Annotated in this window: 16 protein-coding genes; 4 read left to right on the top strand and 12 right to left on the bottom strand. The window is 73.2% G+C overall.

The genetic code is table 11. The features are described 5' to 3' along the window. Window positions 1–25 precede the first annotated feature (25 nt). From IEZ10_RS08955 to IEZ10_RS08945, 3 genes are read right to left on the bottom strand one after another with little or no spacing between them, the layout of a single operon-like run. Window positions 26–1,495, bottom strand: a complete 1,470-nt coding sequence (locus IEZ10_RS08955; RefSeq protein WP_229811079.1) for an ATP-binding protein — start codon at window positions 1,493–1,495, stop codon at window positions 26–28. 56 nt (window positions 1,496–1,551) lie between these two features. Further along, a complete protein-coding gene (locus IEZ10_RS08950; protein WP_179819154.1) occupies window positions 1,552–1,821 on the bottom strand; it encodes a PepSY domain-containing protein in 270 nt (89 codons plus the stop codon). Next, window positions 1,818–2,573, bottom strand: a complete 756-nt coding sequence (locus tag IEZ10_RS08945; RefSeq protein ID WP_189246005.1) for a toxin glutamine deamidase domain-containing protein — start codon at window positions 2,571–2,573, stop codon at window positions 1,818–1,820. The genes IEZ10_RS08950 and IEZ10_RS08945 overlap by 4 nt, the downstream gene beginning before the upstream one ends. Window positions 2,574–3,005: 432 nt before the next feature. Between IEZ10_RS08945 and IEZ10_RS08940 the strand changes: the two genes are divergently transcribed. Together IEZ10_RS08940 and IEZ10_RS08935 are read left to right on the top strand one after the other, a co-directional pair. Then, window positions 3,006–3,335 carry a hypothetical protein gene (locus IEZ10_RS08940; protein ID WP_189246004.1) on the top strand — a complete coding sequence of 110 codons (330 nt, stop codon included), beginning with the start codon at window positions 3,006–3,008 and terminating at the stop codon, window positions 3,333–3,335. A gap of 56 nt (window positions 3,336–3,391) precedes the next feature. After that, window positions 3,392–3,721: a hypothetical protein gene (locus tag IEZ10_RS08935; protein ID WP_189246003.1), complete on the top strand. Its 330-nt coding sequence runs from the start codon at window positions 3,392–3,394 to the stop codon at window positions 3,719–3,721. Window positions 3,722–3,790: 69 nt separating this feature from the next. Here IEZ10_RS08935 and IEZ10_RS08930 read toward each other — a convergent pair whose 3' ends face one another. The 6 genes from IEZ10_RS08930 to IEZ10_RS08905 form a co-directional block, all read right to left on the bottom strand. Continuing rightward, entirely contained in the window at window positions 3,791–5,461 is a 1,671-nt protein-coding gene (locus IEZ10_RS08930) for a molybdopterin-dependent oxidoreductase (protein WP_189246002.1), read from the bottom strand. Between the two features lie 102 nt (window positions 5,462–5,563). Beyond that, window positions 5,564–6,205, bottom strand: a complete 642-nt coding sequence (rdgB, locus tag IEZ10_RS08925; RefSeq protein WP_189246001.1) for an RdgB/HAM1 family non-canonical purine NTP pyrophosphatase — start codon at window positions 6,203–6,205, stop codon at window positions 5,564–5,566. Window positions 6,206–6,245: 40 nt separating this feature from the next. Further along, window positions 6,246–6,962, bottom strand: coding sequence for a ribonuclease PH (gene rph, locus IEZ10_RS08920; RefSeq protein ID WP_189246000.1), 717 nt, complete (start codon window positions 6,960–6,962; stop codon window positions 6,246–6,248). 4 nt (window positions 6,963–6,966) lie between these two features. Beyond that, on the bottom strand, window positions 6,967–7,719 hold the full coding sequence (locus tag IEZ10_RS08915) for an MBL fold metallo-hydrolase (RefSeq protein ID WP_189245999.1): 753 nt from the start codon (window positions 7,717–7,719) through the stop codon (window positions 6,967–6,969). Further along, on the bottom strand, window positions 7,716–8,678 hold the full coding sequence (gene murI, locus IEZ10_RS08910) for a glutamate racemase (RefSeq protein WP_189245998.1): 963 nt from the start codon (window positions 8,676–8,678) through the stop codon (window positions 7,716–7,718). The genes IEZ10_RS08915 and murI overlap by 4 nt, the downstream gene beginning before the upstream one ends. A gap of 106 nt (window positions 8,679–8,784) precedes the next feature. Continuing rightward, window positions 8,785–9,576, bottom strand: a complete 792-nt coding sequence (locus IEZ10_RS08905) for a thioesterase family protein (RefSeq protein ID WP_189245997.1) — start codon at window positions 9,574–9,576, stop codon at window positions 8,785–8,787. Between the two features lie 251 nt (window positions 9,577–9,827). On the opposite strand from IEZ10_RS08905, the gene IEZ10_RS08900 reads away from it, so the two are divergent. Continuing rightward, on the top strand, window positions 9,828–11,813 hold the full coding sequence (locus tag IEZ10_RS08900) for a DUF3352 domain-containing protein (protein ID WP_189245996.1): 1,986 nt from the start codon (window positions 9,828–9,830) through the stop codon (window positions 11,811–11,813). Window positions 11,814–11,942: 129 nt separating this feature from the next. Here the strand turns inward: IEZ10_RS08900 and IEZ10_RS08895 are convergent, their stop codons facing one another. Next, on the bottom strand, window positions 11,943–12,785 hold the full coding sequence (locus IEZ10_RS08895; protein ID WP_189245995.1) for a LysR family transcriptional regulator: 843 nt from the start codon (window positions 12,783–12,785) through the stop codon (window positions 11,943–11,945). A gap of 72 nt (window positions 12,786–12,857) precedes the next feature. Between IEZ10_RS08895 and IEZ10_RS08890 the strand changes: the two genes are divergently transcribed. Next, window positions 12,858–14,093: an MFS transporter gene (locus IEZ10_RS08890; RefSeq protein ID WP_229811078.1), complete on the top strand. Its 1,236-nt coding sequence runs from the start codon at window positions 12,858–12,860 to the stop codon at window positions 14,091–14,093. A gap of 56 nt (window positions 14,094–14,149) precedes the next feature. Here the strand turns inward: IEZ10_RS08890 and IEZ10_RS08885 are convergent, their stop codons facing one another. Next, window positions 14,150–16,051 carry a hypothetical protein gene (locus IEZ10_RS08885; protein ID WP_189245994.1) on the bottom strand — a complete coding sequence of 634 codons (1,902 nt, stop codon included), beginning with the start codon at window positions 16,049–16,051 and terminating at the stop codon, window positions 14,150–14,152. Then, window positions 16,036–16,806: an ABC transporter ATP-binding protein gene (locus IEZ10_RS08880; protein ID WP_229811077.1), complete on the bottom strand. Its 771-nt coding sequence runs from the start codon at window positions 16,804–16,806 to the stop codon at window positions 16,036–16,038. The genes IEZ10_RS08885 and IEZ10_RS08880 overlap by 16 nt, the downstream gene beginning before the upstream one ends. Between the last annotated feature and the right edge of the window lie 10 nt (window positions 16,807–16,816).

The raw sequence follows: 16,816 nt of genomic DNA, 5'->3' as shown, positions 1-16,816 counted from the left end.
GGGGGCGGCGCCCCGGCCGTTTCCCCTACTCCCCCGTGTAGAGCCGGTGGAGGTCCACCAACTGGATCCGGCCATCACCGGAAGCGGCCGCCGTCCGGAGATCGTCGGTGAACCCCGATCCGCTGAACATGATGAGCACCCCCGGGGCCCGCCCCCGGGCGGCCAGTACGGAGGCGATCTTCTCAAGTCTGTTCAGGTGGCCGAGACCGACGACGTCTCCCCACTTGATCTCACCGATGGCGAGCAGCCGGCCCTCGGGGTCGAACGCGGCGAGGTCGACTTCGTGCCCCGTGCGCGTGGCCTGGTCGTAGACGACTCCCGAGAGGATCCTCGCGGGAAATCCCCCGAAGGTGTCGTCGGCGGCCATGTTCGACGCCCAGACCCGGCACATCCGCTCGAACACCGGCCCGGCGACGTTGCTGAGGAACTTCGGCGCGGACGCCTTCCAGATACGTTCGGTACGGCCGGGCCGTACCTGCTCCAGCTGCGCCCAGTACGGACGCATGATCACGTGATAGAAGCGGATCAGTGGCTCGGTGATGCGGTACTCCGACCTGTTGGATCGGAACGCGTCCGGTTCGGTGACGAGAAGACCCGCCTCTTCCAGAACCGTCAGATGGTGGGAGATGTCGGTGGCCTTGCGCTCGATACGGGTCGCTATACCGCCCCGGGTGGCGTTCCCTTCGGCCACGGCGGCGAGAACCGTGTGGTAGAGACCCGTGTCGCGGAGTGTCGGATCCTCCGCGAGAAGGGCGCGCACCTCACGGAAGAGAGGGCTCGCCGGATTGAGCACGTGCTCGACGATCCACGCGTCGAACTCGCCGAGGCTCGCCGGCGCTTCGCCGCGGAGGTATTCGGTGCGGTAGGCGGGCGTGCCACCGAGCACGAAGTACAGCATGGCCGCGAGCCGATGGTCGGTGATGCCCCAGAACCCGGCGGCCGTCCGGAAATCGAAGGTCGGCACGACCAGTTCGAGGCCCGCCCTGCCGCGAAGCGGAGCGGCACCGGTGAGCAGGCCCCCCATGAAGGAGATCGAGGACCCGCACAGCAGAATCCGCGCCCTGGAGGCCAGCCTCGCGGCGCGGCGCGGCGACAGCGCCTTCTGGATGACGGAGGGAAGGTCCTTGGCGTCTCTGACCAGGTAGGGGAACTCGTCGAGGACCACGGGGACCGGACGGTCCGCTGCCAAGGCCAGCAGCCCGTCGATGGCCTGCGCCCAGTCGCCGAAGCGGACCGTCCCCGGTGCGCCGTTGTAGGCGGCCACCGCGTCACCGAGCTGCCGGAGCGCCTCCTGCCGCGGCACGGCCTCCGTCGCCGCGTAGTAGAAGCCGCCACTGGCCTCGCAGAGCGATTCCAGCAGGAAGGACTTGCCCTGCCGCCTACGCCCCGATACCACCCCCAGGGTGGCGCCCGGGCCGTCGTCACCGGCGAAGCGGGTGAGCTGCCGCCACTCCCAGTCGCGATCGAACATGTCCGGAGGCTTGGTCAGCCGCACGAGTCCTCCATTTCTAGGAGTACGTTTATTAGTATCGTACTCCTAAAAACAGCGATCTACCGGAGGCGGGGGCCCGGCCACTGCTCGGCGACCGCCTCGGGGTGGAGCAGCGGCCGGAGGGCGAGTTCCCCGGTGTATTTGTCGATCACCACGCAGCCGCCGCCGACGGTGTCGGGCAGCACGCCGGGGTCGTCGGGCTCGGGTTCCACGGCCCAGGCGACGTAGCCGCCGCCGAAGCCGTGGAGCCGGATCTCCACGGTGGAGCCGGGACGGCGGACGCCGTTGAAGTACTCCTCGGCGATCGCCCTGGCCTGGTCGAGGTTCACAGCCGCCGCCCCTCCGCGTCGACCGCCACGCAGAAGACGCCGGCCACCGACTCGTACGGCGGCTCCACCGACATGTGGCCCCGCTGCGCGTCGATCCAGATCACCTCGCCCGAGAAGTTGACCGCGTTCCAGGCGTGGCTGCCGCCGCCCGGCCAGCGGTTCATGATGACCGCGCACGAGCCGTGCCCGCCGGACAGCAGCGCCTGCGCGATCGGGACGTAGGAGTGCCGCCCCTGCCCGACGTACCGGAAGCGCTGGCCCAGCCACCGCTCGGCGCGGGCCACTCCCCCGGCCTCCCCGGTGAGCAGCGGCTTGCCGGCCCGGTCGTACTCCGGCCGCCGGGGTGCCGCCACCGCGGGTGCGCCGTACCAGGTGGACAGCACCGCCAGGGCGCAGTCCACCGCGTTGGTCGCCCGGAACGGGTCCTCGGCGGGGCCGGCGCCGTTGACCAGCCTGATCCACATGCCGCGCGGGTCGGGGAAGCGCCGCGGCACGCCCCGCTCGGTCAGCGGCACCGCCCGCGTCACGTCCTCCTGGGTCTGCGGGTCGGGCATCGCCAGCCCGCCCGCCACGCCGTACGGCCGGCACCGGTCGAGCAGCAGCGGCCGCCAGCGCGCCGGCTCCGGTTCCCGTGGCGCCGCGACCGGAGCCGGGACCGGCTGCGAGCCGTCCAGCTCGAAGTCGCGCCACCGCCGCCCGTCCGCGGCCACGACGGGGTTGTAGACCCCCTCGGGCAGAAACAACCGCGTCATGCGTCCCCCTCGCCCATCCGTCCGGGGCCGATGGTAGGGCCGCCCCGCCCGCGGCGCGGGCGAGTTGACCAGACCGGCGGGCGAGTTGACCGAACCGGGGGCGCGCACCGAGCGTTCCGGAACCGACCGGCGGCGGGGCGACCTACCGGGCCGTTACCCGGGGATCCGGCGTCACCCCGCGACGACGTGGCCGCCCGGCCCGGCGGCGGACACCTTTAGTAGCCGATCAGCTTCATTCAGTCACGCTATGTTACTTAATGGTAATAAGCTGTGCGCAAGGCTTTGATCTCCCCTGGACGACCTCCGGGACCCGCCGTGCCTACCGTGGGACACGAGGTTCCCAGGCCGGGACGGCGTCGCGTACGGCGACGGCCCGGCGGTTCGCCGGTCCGGGCCGCACCCGGACCCCGAGGGCCGGACGGAGTGATGTCCATGACGATCAGGCGCACCCTCTCCGCGGGGGCGGTGCTCGCATCCCTCCTCGCCGTCCCGGCGGCCGTGTCCGCAGCGGCCGGGGCCGCACAGCCCGCCCAGGTCGCCGTCCCGGTCGCCGTCACGGTCGCCGCGAGGGACGGCGGCACCTGCCCGAGCAAGCGGAGCACCAGCAGATGCATCAGGCATCACCGCGGTTACTCCGCCGCCTCCTACGGCCTCGGCCCGGACCGGTACCGCCCGCCGAAGCCCACCCCGGGCATCCACGGCGACGACGGCGCCCCCGGACAGCCCGGCGGCCCCGGCGGTCCCGGCGGGATCAACGACTGACCGTTCCCCGGCCCGGGCACCGCCCGGGCACCGGAACCAGACAGGGAGTGATGACCATGACGACGATCAGACATGCCCTCTCCGCGGGAGCGATGTTCGCCTCCCTCCTCGCCGTCCCGGCGGTGGCGTCGGACGGACTCGGCGGCCTCCCCCCGCAGGCCGGACCGTTCTCCGCGGCGTCGTCCCAGGTCAAGACCGCCAAGCCCTGCTCGGAGGCCAAGCATCCCGCCAAGTGCCGCGCCCGGCGCGGCGGCCACGGCGGGGGCGGGGGCGGGGGCGGGGGTACGCCCAAGAGCGGCCCCGGTATCAACCCGGGCCGTATCGGCGATGGCGGGGAGATCAATCCCGGCGGCGGCGGCGGTGAGCCCGCGGGAATCAACGGCTGACGCCCCGCGGCCCCGGCCGGGCCGTACCCGGCCGGGAGCCGGCTCCATGGGGCCGTGAGGCCGAAAGGCTCAGGCGACGGTGACCGTGACGGTGTGCAGGCCGGTGGCGCCGTCGGGCATGACCGGGGCGCGCTGAGCGGTCTGGGTGTGTCCGGTGGCGTCCGTGGCACGCACCTCGATGGTGTGCCGGCCCCGGACGGCGTCCCAGTCGTCGACCACCCACTGACGCCAGGTGTCGGCGGTCGGCGCCTCGGCCAGCCGGGCCCGGCGCCACGACCCGCCGTCGATCCGCACCTCGACGGCGTCCACCCCCCGGTGCTGCGCCCAGGCGACGCCCGCGATCACGGTACGGCCCGGCGGGACGCGCGCGCCGTCCCTCGGAAGGTCGATGCGCGACTGCGTCTTGACCGGCCCCTTCTCCGCCCACCCCCGGGTCGTCCAGTAGGCCGTGTCCCGGTCGAAGCGGGTCACCTTGATCTCGGTGACCCACTTGGTCGCCGAGACGTACCCGTACAGGCCGGGCACGACCTGGCGGACCGGGAAGCCGTGGTCGACCGGGAGCGCCTCGCCGTTCATGGCGACGGCCAGCAGGGCCTCGCGGCCGTCGAGGACGACGTCGAGCGGCGTGCCGCAGGTCCAGCCGTCGGCGGAGGTGCTGAGCAGCATGTCGGCCCCGCTCCGCACCCCCGCGTCGCGCAGCACGTCGGCCAGCCGCGCGCCCAGCCAGCGGGCGTTGCCGGCGTACGGCCCGCCGACCGGGTTGGAGACGCAGCACAGCGTGACGTCCGCCTCCACCAGGGGCCGCTTGAGCAGGTCGGCCAGGGTGAGCTCGACCGGCCGGTCCACCATGCCGCCGATCCGCAGCGTCCAGTCGCGCGGATCGACCTGCGGCACGACGATCGCGGTGTCCACCCGGTAGAAGTCACGGCCGGGGGTGACGAACGGCGTCAACCCCCTGATCCGCAGATCCGCCCCGGCCGGGATCGGCTCGGCCGGGGCGGCCGGGCGGGGCAGCACCAGGCCCGCCCGGGCGGCGCTCACCTCCGACCGGCTCGTCAGCGCCCGGCCGGCCAGGCCGCTCACCCCGGCGACGGCGGCGCCGCCGAGCACGCCGGTCAGCAGCCCGCGCCGGTTCACCGCGTACCGGTCACGCCCGGCCCGCATGACCGGCGGCCCCGTCTCCTCCGGGCGGGCGTCACCGAGCCCGGTCTCCTTCGGATGGGCGTCACCGGGCCGGGTCTTCTCCGGACGGGCGTCGTCGGACCGGATCTCCTCCGGACGGGCGTCGTCGGGCCGGGCGGCGGAGGCCCGTCTCAGCAGGGCCCGCAGCGCGATCGCGCCCGCCGCGACCCCGGCGACGGTGGGGATCACGTCCGCCGGGCCGGCGCCGGGGCGGGTCAGGACGGCGGCCACGCCGACGGCCCCGAAGGCCGCCAGCCCCGCCAGGCCGTACCGGAGGTCCCGGGCGGCGAAGACGCCCACGGCGACGGCGAGCGCGGCCATGACGGCGAGGATGCCCGCCAGCAGGACCGGCTTGTCGTTCTCACCGAAGGTCCGGATCGCAAAGTCCTTCAACCCGGCCGGGGCGAGATCGACGGCGGCGTCGCCGACCGCGACGACCGGGAAGGCCGACGCCTTCACCAACCCCGCCGCCGGCAGCGAGACCCCGACCGCCACCGCGCCGGTCACCAGGCCGATCAGCGCCGCCGCCCAGCCGGGCAGGCGGTTGTCACTTCTCATGCCTCCGACGCTACGCCCGGCGGCGGGGCCGAGATATTACGCGCCGATGACGGGTGCCCGCCCGGCCGTCCGCGCGGGCACCCGCCGAACGGCCGTCCGCCGCTATGAGTCCGTCCCGCCGGAGAGCGTCTCCGCCAGGATCGGGGCCAGGGCGCGGAAGGCCCGGCCCCGGTGGCTGATGGCGTCCTTCTCCGCCGCCGACAGCTCGGCGCTCGTCCGGCTCTCGCCCTCGGGCACGAAGATCGGGTCGTAACCGAAACCGCCGGTGCCGCGCGGCGCGTCGACGATCACGCCGTGCATCGTGCCCTCGGCGACCCGCTCCCGCCCGTCCGGCAGGGCCAGCGCGGCGGCGCACGCGAAGTGCGCGCCCCGGTGCGCGGCCGGCACGTCGGACACCTGCGCGAGCAGCAGTTCCAGGTTGGCGAGGTCGTCGCCGTGCCTGCCCGACCAGCGGGCCGAGAAGATGCCCGGCATGCCGTTCAGCGCGTCCACGCACAGGCCCGAGTCGTCGGCGACCGCGGGCAGGCCGGAGGCCCGGGCGACCGCGTGCGCCTTGAGCAGGGCGTTCTCCGCGAAGGACAGGCCGGTCTCGGGGACGTCGCCGATCTCGGGGAACTCCTCCAGCCCGACGATCTCGACCGGCACTCCGGCCTCGGCCAGGATGCGGCGCAGCTCGGTGATCTTCCCGGCGTTGCGGGTGGCCAGCACCACCCGCCCCGCGGCCGGCGGCGCTCCGGCGCTCACGCCGGCACCACCCGGTTCGCGACCCGGGCCGCTCCGGCGCTCACGCCAGGGCCTCCTTCTGCAGGCGGGTCAGCTCCGCGCACCCGGCGGCACCGAGGTCGAGCAGCTCGTCCAGCGCCGCGCGGTCGAACGGGCGGCCCTCGGCGGTGCCCTGGACCTCGACGAACGCGCCGGAGCCGGTCATCACCACGTTCATGTCGGTCTCGGCGGCGACGTCCTCGGTGTAGCAGAGGTCGAGCAGCGGCGTGGAGCCGACGACGCCGACGGACACCGCGGCGACCGACTCGACCAGCGGGTTGCCCGAGCACATCTTCCGCTCGCGCATCCACTTCACCGCGTCGGCCAGCGCGACGTAGGCGCCGGTGATGGCCGCCGTACGGGTGCCGCCGTCGGCCTGCAGGACGTCGCAGTCGATGACGACGGAGTTCTCACCGAGGATCTTGTAGTCGACGCAGGCGCGCAGTGAGCGGCCGATCAGCCGGGAGATCTCGTGCGTCCGCCCGCCGATCTTGCCGCGTACCGACTCGCGGTCGTTGCGGGTGTTCGTCGACCGGGGCAGCATGGCGTACTCGGCGGTGACCCAGCCCTGGCCGCTGCCCCGCCGCCAGCGCGGCACGCTGTCCTGCACGGTCGCGGCGCACAGCACCCGGGTGCCGCCGAACTCGACGAGCACCGAGCCCTCTGCGTGGGCCAGCCAGCCACGGGTGATGGTGACGGGGCGGAGTTGGTCAGGGGAGCGTCCATCTGCACGAGCCATGGAATCACCCTAGGTCATAGACGGCGCCGCTCCGCGCCAGCTCCATCCGTCCGGGGAAACCGGCCCGGGAGGCGTCGGCGAGGATGCGGGCCGGATCGTGCCAGGGCACCAGGTGGGTCAGCACCAGCGCGCCCGCCCCCGCCCTGGCCGCGTGCTCGGCGGCCTGGCGTCCGGTGAGGTGCAGGTCGGCGGGCAGTCCGGGGACGTCGGGGAAGCTGGCCTCGCACAGCAGGAGGTCGGCCCCGGCGGCCAGCCGGACCAGTTCGTCGGTCTCCCCGGTGTCGGCGGAGTAGGCCACCGAGCGCCCGCCGTACGAGACGCGGAAGCCGTAGGTCTCGACCGGGTGGTTCATCGGCGCGGCCGTCACCCGGAACGGGCCCACCTCGAACGTGCCGGGGGCCAGCGGCGCGAAGTCGAAGGAGGTCTCCATGCCCGGCTCGGCGGGCATGTCGTAGGCGCGGCCCAGCCGACGGGGGGCGTCGGCGGGCGCGTGGACCGGCACCCTCGGGTGCGGCCCCTGCGGGGAGTAGGTGCGCACCACGTGGTAGGAGCACATGTCGAGGCAGTGGTCCGCGTGCAGGTGGGACAGGCAGATCGCGTCCACGTCGTAGAGGCCGATGTGGCGTTGCAGCGCGCCCAGTGAGCCGTTGCCGAAGTCCAGCAGCATGCGGAACCCCTCGGCCTCCAGCAGGTAGCAGGAGGAGGGGCTGTCCGGCCCGGGGAAGCTCCCGGAGCATCCGACGATCGTCACCTTCACGGCGTCTCCCGCCCTTCCGTCAGCCGTCCGCCGGCCTCCATCGTCCGCCCGCCGGCTTCCGCGGGCCACCCACCGGCCGCTGTCAGCCGCCCGCCGTCCGTCTCGGGCCGTCCGCCGTCTGCGGGCCACTCGGCGGAGCCGGCCACGAGCCGCCCTCCGGGGCCGTCGCCCAGCGCCGCGAACTCCACCGTCTCGATCTCCGGTCCGAGGAACCGCCGCCCGAGACGTTCGAAGAGCCCGGTGTCGCCGGTGGTGCGGAACCGGTGCCGGGGCGTGCCGGAGGTCGCGGCGAGCCCGCGGTCGTGCAGGATCCGGTAGACGTCCTTGGCGGTCTCGTCGGCGCTGGAGACCAGCGTGACGTCGTCCCCCGCCACGTAGGCGATCGGCCCGGCCAGCAGCGGGTAGTGCGTGCATCCCAGGATCAGCGTGTCGCATCCGTCGGCCAGCACCGGCTTGAGGTAGTCGCGGACGACCTCGATGAGCTCGTCGCTCATGGTCTCGCCCCGCTCGGCGAACTCCACCAGCCGGTGCGCGGCCACCCCGGTCAGCAGCACGTCGGGGGCGGCGGCGAAGGCGTCGTGGTAGGCCATCGACTCGATGGTGGCCCGGGTGGCGATCACCCCGACCCTGCCGTTGCGGGTCGCCCGCACGGCACGGCGCACCGCGGGCTGGATCACCTCGACGACCGGGACGTCGTAGCGCTCGCGGGCGTCGCGCAGCACCGCGGCGCTGGCGGTGTTGCACGCGATCACCAGCATCTTGACGTCGTGCTCGACGAGGTGGTCCATCACCTCCAGGGCGTAGGCGCGGACCTGTGCGATGGTCTTGGGCCCGTACGGCTGCCGCGCCGTGTCGGCCACGTAGAGGATGGACTCGTTCGGGAGCTGGTCGATGAGGGCGCGGGCCACCGTGAGGCCGCCCACCCCGCTGTCGAAGATCCCGATGCTTGCTTGCGACACGGTTCCCAAGGTTAGGCGACCCCGGGCCTCCGATCACGGTAAGAATCGTCACAGCGGCGCCCCGTCGCGCGGGGTCCCGCCGCGCGGAGTCCCGCCGGGGGCGGGGTCAGCCGCGGCCGACGCGGGCGAGCTGCCGCGACTGGGCGACCAGCCGCCCGGCGGAGTCCCAGACCTCGACGTCCTCGTCGAACCAGCCGTCGCTGATCAGCCTGCCGCTGCCGACCAGGGTGAGCCAGCCGGGCGCGGGCAGGGCTCGCAGGTGCCAGGTGAGCTCCACGGTGGGGGCCCAGCCGCGCGCCCCGGCGGAGAACACCACGGGCGGGAGCGCGTCGACGGCCAGCGCCAGCACGTAGGGGTCGGGGTCCTGCGGCTCGGCCATCCGGAAGTGCGCGCGGGCCTCGGGGCGGCCGGTGGGACGGCCCTGCAGCCAGCCGATGGTGGGCGGGTCGAACCGCATGTCCATCTGCGCGCTGAGCGTCATGTTCGACTCCGGCTTGGGGTCGGGCAGCTTGACGCACTCCTCGACGGGCGGCAGGACCGCCGCCGGCTCGCCCGTCCAGTCGGGGGCGGCGTCTCCGAGGGTCGCCGTCGTCACGAGGGCCTCGATGAAGGAGACGCCGTCCTGGACGAGGGTGGCGCGGGTCATCGCCGCGGTGCGGCCCGCCTTGAGCTGCTCCAGCCGCACCTGGGCGGGGCCGGGGACGGGGGCGCGCAGGAACTGGGCTCCGGTGCTGACGGGGTGCTCGTGCGGGGAGGCGTCCACCACGGCGCGCAGCAGCACCGCCATCAGGTAGCCGCCGTTGAGGGGGCCGCCGATCGAGTAGCCGCCGTCCAGGCACACGTCGTAGGTGGTCTCGTCCACCCGGATCGCCTGCGTCGCCTCGTCGAACTTCGTCATCCACACTCCCGAACCTTGTTCTAGAGCGCTCACTGTACCGACTCCCGCCGGGCCCCGCCTCCCCGGCCTCTCATCACCGTCATGACCTGCGATGACACCGCGCCGTCCGGGTGCGGGACGCGGCCCCGCGGGAGGCCCCGCTCCCCCGGTTCCGCCCTGACAGGCCGTCTCACGGTTAGTGCAATGCAAGTGATCAGTTACCAAAGTCCACTATTTTCGCTTCACCCAATAAATCCACATTGTGAGTGAGCATGTCTCCCAACAATCCCCCCGGCTCCGGCTGGCAACCCGACGGCACGTCCCCCTATCCCTGGAACGACGCCACCCAGCGGGTCCCGCCGCCCGCCCCTGGGCACCCGCAGCAGGGCGGCTACCCGCAGCAGCCGCAGCCGGGTCACCCCCAGGGCGGTTCCGGCTACGACCAGACCCAGGTCTACGGCCAGCCCTCCTACGGGCAGCAGCCTTCCTCGCCGTACGGCGGGCAGGAGCAGGCCGCCCACCAGCAGCCGTCCTACGGCCAGCCCTACGAGCAGCAGCCCTACGGTCAGCAGGCGTCCGGGCAGGCGCCGTACGGCCAGCAGCCCTACGGCAACCAGCCCCCCGGCGGTCAGCAGTACGGAGGCCAGCCCTCCGGCGGGCAGCCGTACGGCGACCAGTCGTCCTACGGCGCAGGACAGCAGCCCTACGGCGGCCAGCAGTACGGAGGCCAGGCGGCCTACGGGCAGCAGCCTCCCTACGGCGGCGGGCAGAACACCGAGATCCTCGGCTCCGGCCACCCCGCGTCCCCGCCGGACCGCCGCAAGGACCGCAAGGGCGGCAAGGGCCTGCTGATCACGGCGATCGCCGTCCTGGTCGCCGCCCTGGTGGGCGGCGGCGGCTTCTACGCCGTCAACCTGCTCAGCGGCGGCGGCACCCAGCCGCACGACGTGCTGCCCGGCAACGCCATCGCCTACGTCCGCCTGGACCTCGACCCGGCCGCCAACCAGAAGCTCGCGCTCTTCCAGATCGCGCGGAAGTTCCCGGCCACCAAGGACTCCTTCAGCGGCGACGACCCGCGCAAGGCGCTGTTCTCCCTGATCAAGAAGGACGACTCCGACCTCGCCAAGGTGGACTACGCCACCGACATCGAGCCGTGGCTCGGCAGCCGAATCGGCGTGGCGGTGCTCCCGCCGGTCAAGAGCGGCGGCGAGCCGGAGGCCGTGGTCGCCGTCCAGGTCACCGACGAGGGCAAGGCCAAGGCCGGGATCGACAAGCTGATGGGCGACGACGAGCACGGCGTCGCCTTCCGCGACGACTACGCGCTGGTGGCCAAGAGCAAGGCGGAGGCCGACCGGGCCGCGCAGGCGCCCACGCTGTCCGAGGACGCAGACTTCTCCGACGACCTGGGTGCGCTCGGCGAGACCGGCGTGCTGTCGTTCTGGGTGAGCGCCGGCCGGATGGTCCCGTTCATCCCCGAGGCCAAGGACAACGCCACGGCCCTCGAAGCGATCAAGAACGCCCGGATCGCCGCGGCCCTTCGTTTCGACGGCGACTACGCCGAGCTGGCCGGTGTCACCCGCGGCACCCAGCCGGTCGAGGGCCTGGAGGACCCGGCCCCCAACGGCATGGGCGAGCTGCCCGGCTCCACCGTCGCCGCGGTCTCCGTCTCCGGCCTCGGCAACGCGATCGCCAAGCAGTGGCCCAAGATCATGGAGTCGGCGGACCAGGCCGCGGGGGGACGCTTCAAGCAGTCCGTCGCCCAGCTCCAGCAGCAGTCCGGGTTGTCGCTCCCGGCCGACCTGGTGACGCTGCTCGGCGAGAACCTCACCGTCGCGCTGGACGCCAACGGCCTCACCGGCAACCAGCCCAGGGTCGGCGCCCGGATCACCACCGACCCGGCCAAGGCCCAGGCGGTCATCGGCAAGGTGGAGAAGCTCGCCGCCCAGTCCGGCACCGTCCCGCAGCTCGGCAAGGTCGCGGGCGACGGAGTCTTCACCGTGGCCAGCACCCAGGAGTACGCCGCCGCGCTGGCCAAGGACGGCGAGCTGGGCGACAGCGAGAGCTTCAAGCAGGCCATCCCCGACGGCGACAAGGCGACCTTCGCCCTCTACGCCGACCTCAACAAGATCGAGCCCCTCTACCTGAAGAGCCTCCAGGGCGACGAGAAGGCCGGCGTCCAGACGCTGCGCGCCGTGGGCCTGAGCGGCACCGCCTCCGGCGACGAGGCGACCTTCTCCCTGCGAGTGCTGTTCGACTGACCCACCCGCCTCGCGTGCGACGGCCGTACGGCCGACCGCCACGTGAGGCCCGGAACCGGGAGACGACCCGGTTCACGTCCGAGAACGGAGCCCGGCGACCACCGTCGCCGGGCTCCGGCCGTCCGCGGCTCAGATCATCCGCCGCAGGGCGGTCTCCACGGCGTCGACGAGCGCGTCGCCTTCGGTACCGGGGTGGCGGGCGAGGCCGAGTTCGACGTCCGGCAGAGCGGGCAACGCGGCCGCGTCGTGGCAGGCCATGGCAGGCTCAAGGTTGGCGGGCAGAAGCGCCGCGACTCCGAGCCCGGCCCGTAGCGCGGCGAGCACCCCGGCGAGACTGTTGCTCTCGAACGCCACCCGCCAGCGGCGCCCCGAGCCTTCCATCGCTTCCAGCACCGACGTCCGCCAGGCGCAGGTGTTCGAGAAAAGCACCACCGGCAGCGGATCGGCGTCGGTGGCGACACCCTGCCCGACCGCCCAGACCAGCGGCAGACGCACCGTCCAGCGCGGCGGCCAGGGAAGATCCGGGACCTCGTCGAGCACGAGTTGCACGCGGCCCGTGTCGTAGGTCCCCCGCATCGCCGCGGTGGAAAGACTGAGCACCTCCAGCGTCGCGCCGGGGTGCAGCCGCGCGAGATCGGCGAGCGCCTGGGGAAGGCGGGAAGCGGCGAGGTCTTCGAGGAGTCCCACCCCGCAGTGCCCGGTGAGCGCACGTCCTGTTTCGGCGAGCGCCTGTGCCGACAGCGCGAGGATGCGCTCGGCGTAGGGCAGCAGCTCCTCACCCGCCCGGGTCGGCGAGATGCCGGACGGCGCCCGGTGCAGCAGCGGACTGCCGACGGCCCGTTCGAGCTTGCGCAACTGCTGGCTGAGCGCGGGCTGGGTGCGGCCGAGCGCCGCCGCCGCACGGCTGATGCTGCCCGCCCGCACCGCGGTGACGAACGACCGCAGCAGTGCCGTCTCAAGATCACGCGCCATAAGCATTCATTATGCCTGGTCTAACGAACTGACGACTTCCTATGACCTTCCGGGTGACCTAGCGTCGAACCGGTGATCAGGTTTCGACAGGTGCTCGCGGTGCCGGAGATGACGCCGCTGCTGGGCATCTCACTGCTCGCCCGTGCCGCGATCACGGCGGACGCGACGGCGTTGACGATGTACATCGTCCTCGCCCTCGACATGAGTTACGCGGCGGCGGGAGCCGTGGTGGCGGCGCTCACCGCCGGCGTCGCGCTGGGCGGGCCGCTGCTGGGCCGGATGACCGACCGGCGGGGCCTGCGTGCCGTGCTGACGGCCACGGTCGTGTCACAGCTCGTGTTCTGGCTGACCGTGCCCGTGCTGCCGTACGTGATCCTGCTGGGCGCCTCCTTCGCCGCCGGTCTGCTGATGGTGCCGATCCAGCAGGTCACCAGGCAGGCGATCGCCGCGATGACGACGGCGGAGCAGCGGCGGGCGGCGTTCGCGCTGGAGTCGGTGGTGGGCGAGCTGTCGTACATGGTGGGGCCGGCGGTGGTGATCCTGTGCGCCGCGAAGATGTCCCCCGGGGTGGTGGCATGGGGACTGGGCGCCGCGATCGTCGCCGGCGGGACGGGGATCGCCCTGCTCGACCCGCCGCTGCGTGCCGAGGACGAGGCGGACGGTGAGGCGGCGGACCGGCCCCGGCGCCGAGAATGGCTGGAAGCGCGCATGGTCGCCGTCCTGACGACGGGGTTCGGCGTCGCGATGCTGCTCAGCGGCGTCGACCTGGCCATCGTCGCCACTCTCCAAGAAACCGGTCAGGTCTCGTGGGCGGCCGTGGTCGTCGCCGTGCTCGGGGTGGCGTCCGTCGTGGGCGGCCTGGTGTACGGAGCGCTGTCCCGGCCGATGTCCACCTGGCTGCTGCTCGGCCTGCTCGGGCTGGCGACGGTTCCGATCGGACTCGCCCATGACTGGCCCTGGCTGTGCGTGGCCGTCATCGCTGCCGGGCTGCTCACCGCACCGACCCTTTCCACGGTCGCCGACGCGGTGAGCCGGCTGGCGCCGGCCGGCGTGCGAGGCGAGGCGACCGGCCTGCAGTCCTCGGCGTCGAGCGCGGGGTTCGCGCTCGGCTCCCCGGTCGTGGGGGCGGCGATCGACGCGTCCACGCCGGCGGGCGGCTTCGCGGCGGCCGGCCTGGTTGGACTGCTCACCGCGCTGACGGGATATCTGCTCTCGCGCCGGTCGCCTGCCGCCGCGCCGTCTCCGTCGTCCTCATCGTCCTCGTCGCAGGCCCCCGAGCCCTGCGACGCCACCGCGCCGGCCCCGTGACGTCAGTCCGGTACGGCCACGGCCCCGATCCGCGCCCCCTTCCGGAAGGGCGGCTGTCACGGCCCACCGTCTGGTTCGATGCCGTCTCGCCGTGACTTGGCCAGGTAGTAGAGGCCGATGCCCAGTCCGGTGGTCAGCAGGACGAGCCCGAGGGCGATCATGGCGATGACGGTGGGCCATTGGAGATGCTGCGGTAGGTGCAGGGCCAAGAACCACGATCGGGTGATCTGGCCGGTGGTCAGCATGAGTGCGGGCACGATGCCCTGGGCCACCAGGGGCACCCAGCACAGGGTCAGGCTCGCGATGACGTACGCGCGCCGGCCCGTCGGGGCCAGATCGAGGCCGAGCTTCTCCAGGCCCAGGTCGGGCTTGGGCAGGTGCGGCCGCCCCCGATCCAGGGCGGGGGCCGGTCGCCTCCGCTTGGGCGAGACACCGGTGCGCAGGTGCAGGAGCAACTCGGGCGCGCTCGATTCGAGTCTGGTTGCGGCGAGGCGCCCCAGCAGCCAAGCCATCGCGGCGCCGCCGACCAGACCCGTGACCGGTCCCGCCCAGACCGGCCCCAGCCGGACCGCGAAATAGGCGGGGGCGGCGGTCGCCGCGGTGAGGATCAGCACCAGCAGCACCTGGGCGAAGTCGGTGCCGTTCTCCAGCAGGTTGCCGCCTCTGCGGTGCGGGTCGGCCAGGGGCACCGGCCGCAGCACCGACACCAGCACGGTCACGCCCGCGCCGCCGCCCAGCAGCGCGGGCACGAGCGCCGCCAGCCAGGGCCACAGATCGAACTCGCCGGTGAAGACGACCATGGCGGCGGTCAAGACGAGCGTTGGCGGCGCGGTGACCAGCAGCCAGGCGAGCTGACGGCCGCGCACGTCGTGGCGCGCGGCGTCGGGGATCATCATCTTGCCCCACAGCTCGGTGCCGTCCTCGCCGTAGAGGTTGGCGGAGATGGCCGCGACCCACAGGGCGAAGACCGCTCCGGTCCAGGGCAGGAAGATCGGCGCGTCGATGGCCAGCGGCAGCAGGCAGAACGCCAGGGCGTAACACAGGGCGAAGACCAGGTAGTGAAAGCGCAGCAGGTCCCGAGACCAGGTGCGCAACTCCCGGGCGGCGACCGCCGTCATCGGGCCCTTGGCCCAGGCGCCGGAGGCCACCCTGGCCGGGCGGCCGCTCGCGCGCCGGGTGGTCAGCCGCCGCTTCAGCAAGGCGGCCCAGCCGTACCAGCACACCACGCCGAGCGCGGCCAGCCCCGTCAGGGCGGCGGCCACCGTCGGCCACTGTCCGTGCCCGGCCGCCCGTACGGCCACCAGACCCCAGCCGGAGGGCAGCGCCGCAATCCAGGTGGAGAAGGGGTCGGGGAACCCGGTGCGCAGGGCGGCCTGCGCCAGGGGCGAGAGCACCCAGCTCGAATGCAGGCCGGCCAAGATGACGGCGCTGACGAGAGCGGCCAGCGCCGCGCCCGCCTTGGACCGCATGACCTGGCCGAGCACCGCGGTGACCAGCCGGGAGGCGAGCACGCACATCACCAGCTGGAGGACGGCGGCGAGCACGCCGACCGCCGTGGCCGCCGCGCCGAGCCCGGCCTTGGCGGCTACCACCACGAGCGCGGAGAAGGCCACGAGCGTGACCAGGGGTGCGACGCCGACGAACGCGGCCCCCGCCAGCCCGGCCGCCAGGCGGCGCGGCGTGAACGACAGCAACGAGAAATGCTCGGGACGCAGCGTCTCATCGCCGCCACCGAACAGCGCCGGGCCCAGCAGCCAGCCCGCCGTCCACAGGGCGAACCCCACCCCCAGCAGATCGAACGGCAGCGACGCGAGCGGGTGGTCGCGCCCCGCGACCACGATCAGACCCCCCGCGAGGGCCGACCCGGTCAGCGCGCCGGTGATCATCTGGGCGGCGCGCCGGCCGGTCATGGAGTGCCGCAGCACGGCCAGCTTCATCTGGATCAGGAGGACAGCCACGCCAGCTCACCCACCTCGGGAATCCGGCCGCCGACCAGGCTCACGAACCGCTCTTCCAGGCTCCGACCCGCCCGCACGGCTCTCAGCGGGCCTGAGGCCACGACCCGGCCGGAGGCGATCACTGCCACGTGGTCGCACAGCTGCTCGACCACGGCCATCACGTGGCTGGAGAACACCACCGAGCCGCCGCCGCGGACGAACCGCTGCAAGATCGCTTTAATGGTGGCGGCCGAGACGGGGTCGACGGCCTCCAGCGGCTCGTCCAGCACCAGCAGTCTCGGCGCGTGCAGCAGTGCCGCGGCCAGACCGATCTTCTTGCGCATGCCGGTCGAATATTCCATCACCAAGGTGCGCTCGGCCCTGTCCAGCTCCAAGACCGTCAGCAGTTCGCCCGCCCGCCGCTCGACCTCCTTGAGGTCCATGCCACGCAGCAGGCCGGTGAAGCGCAACAGCTCGCGGCCGGTCAGCCGCTCGGGCATGGACAGCCCGTCGGGCAGCACGCCGATCAGTTCCTTGGCCCGCGCGGGGTCGGCCCACACGTCGAGGCCGAAGATCTCGGCCCGTCCGCCGTCGGGACGCAGCAGGCCCACCGCCATCGACAACGACGTCGTCTTGCCCGCCCCGTTGGGGCCGACCAGGCCGTAGAAGGACCCGCGCGGCACCTCCAGATCGATGTGGTCGACCACCGGTTTGCGGCCGAAGGTCTTGGTCAGAGCGGCGAGCCGAAGCGCCGTGTCTGTGCTTGATGGTCCCACAGTGCCCCTC

Origin of the sequence: Streptosporangium pseudovulgare (assembly GCF_014648055.1) — a bacterium.
GTDB classification, from domain to species: Bacteria; Actinomycetota; Actinomycetes; order Streptosporangiales; family Streptosporangiaceae; genus Streptosporangium; species Streptosporangium pseudovulgare.
Note: the sequence above shows the minus strand (reverse complement) of the source record. Positions and strands in the feature narration are given on the sequence as shown.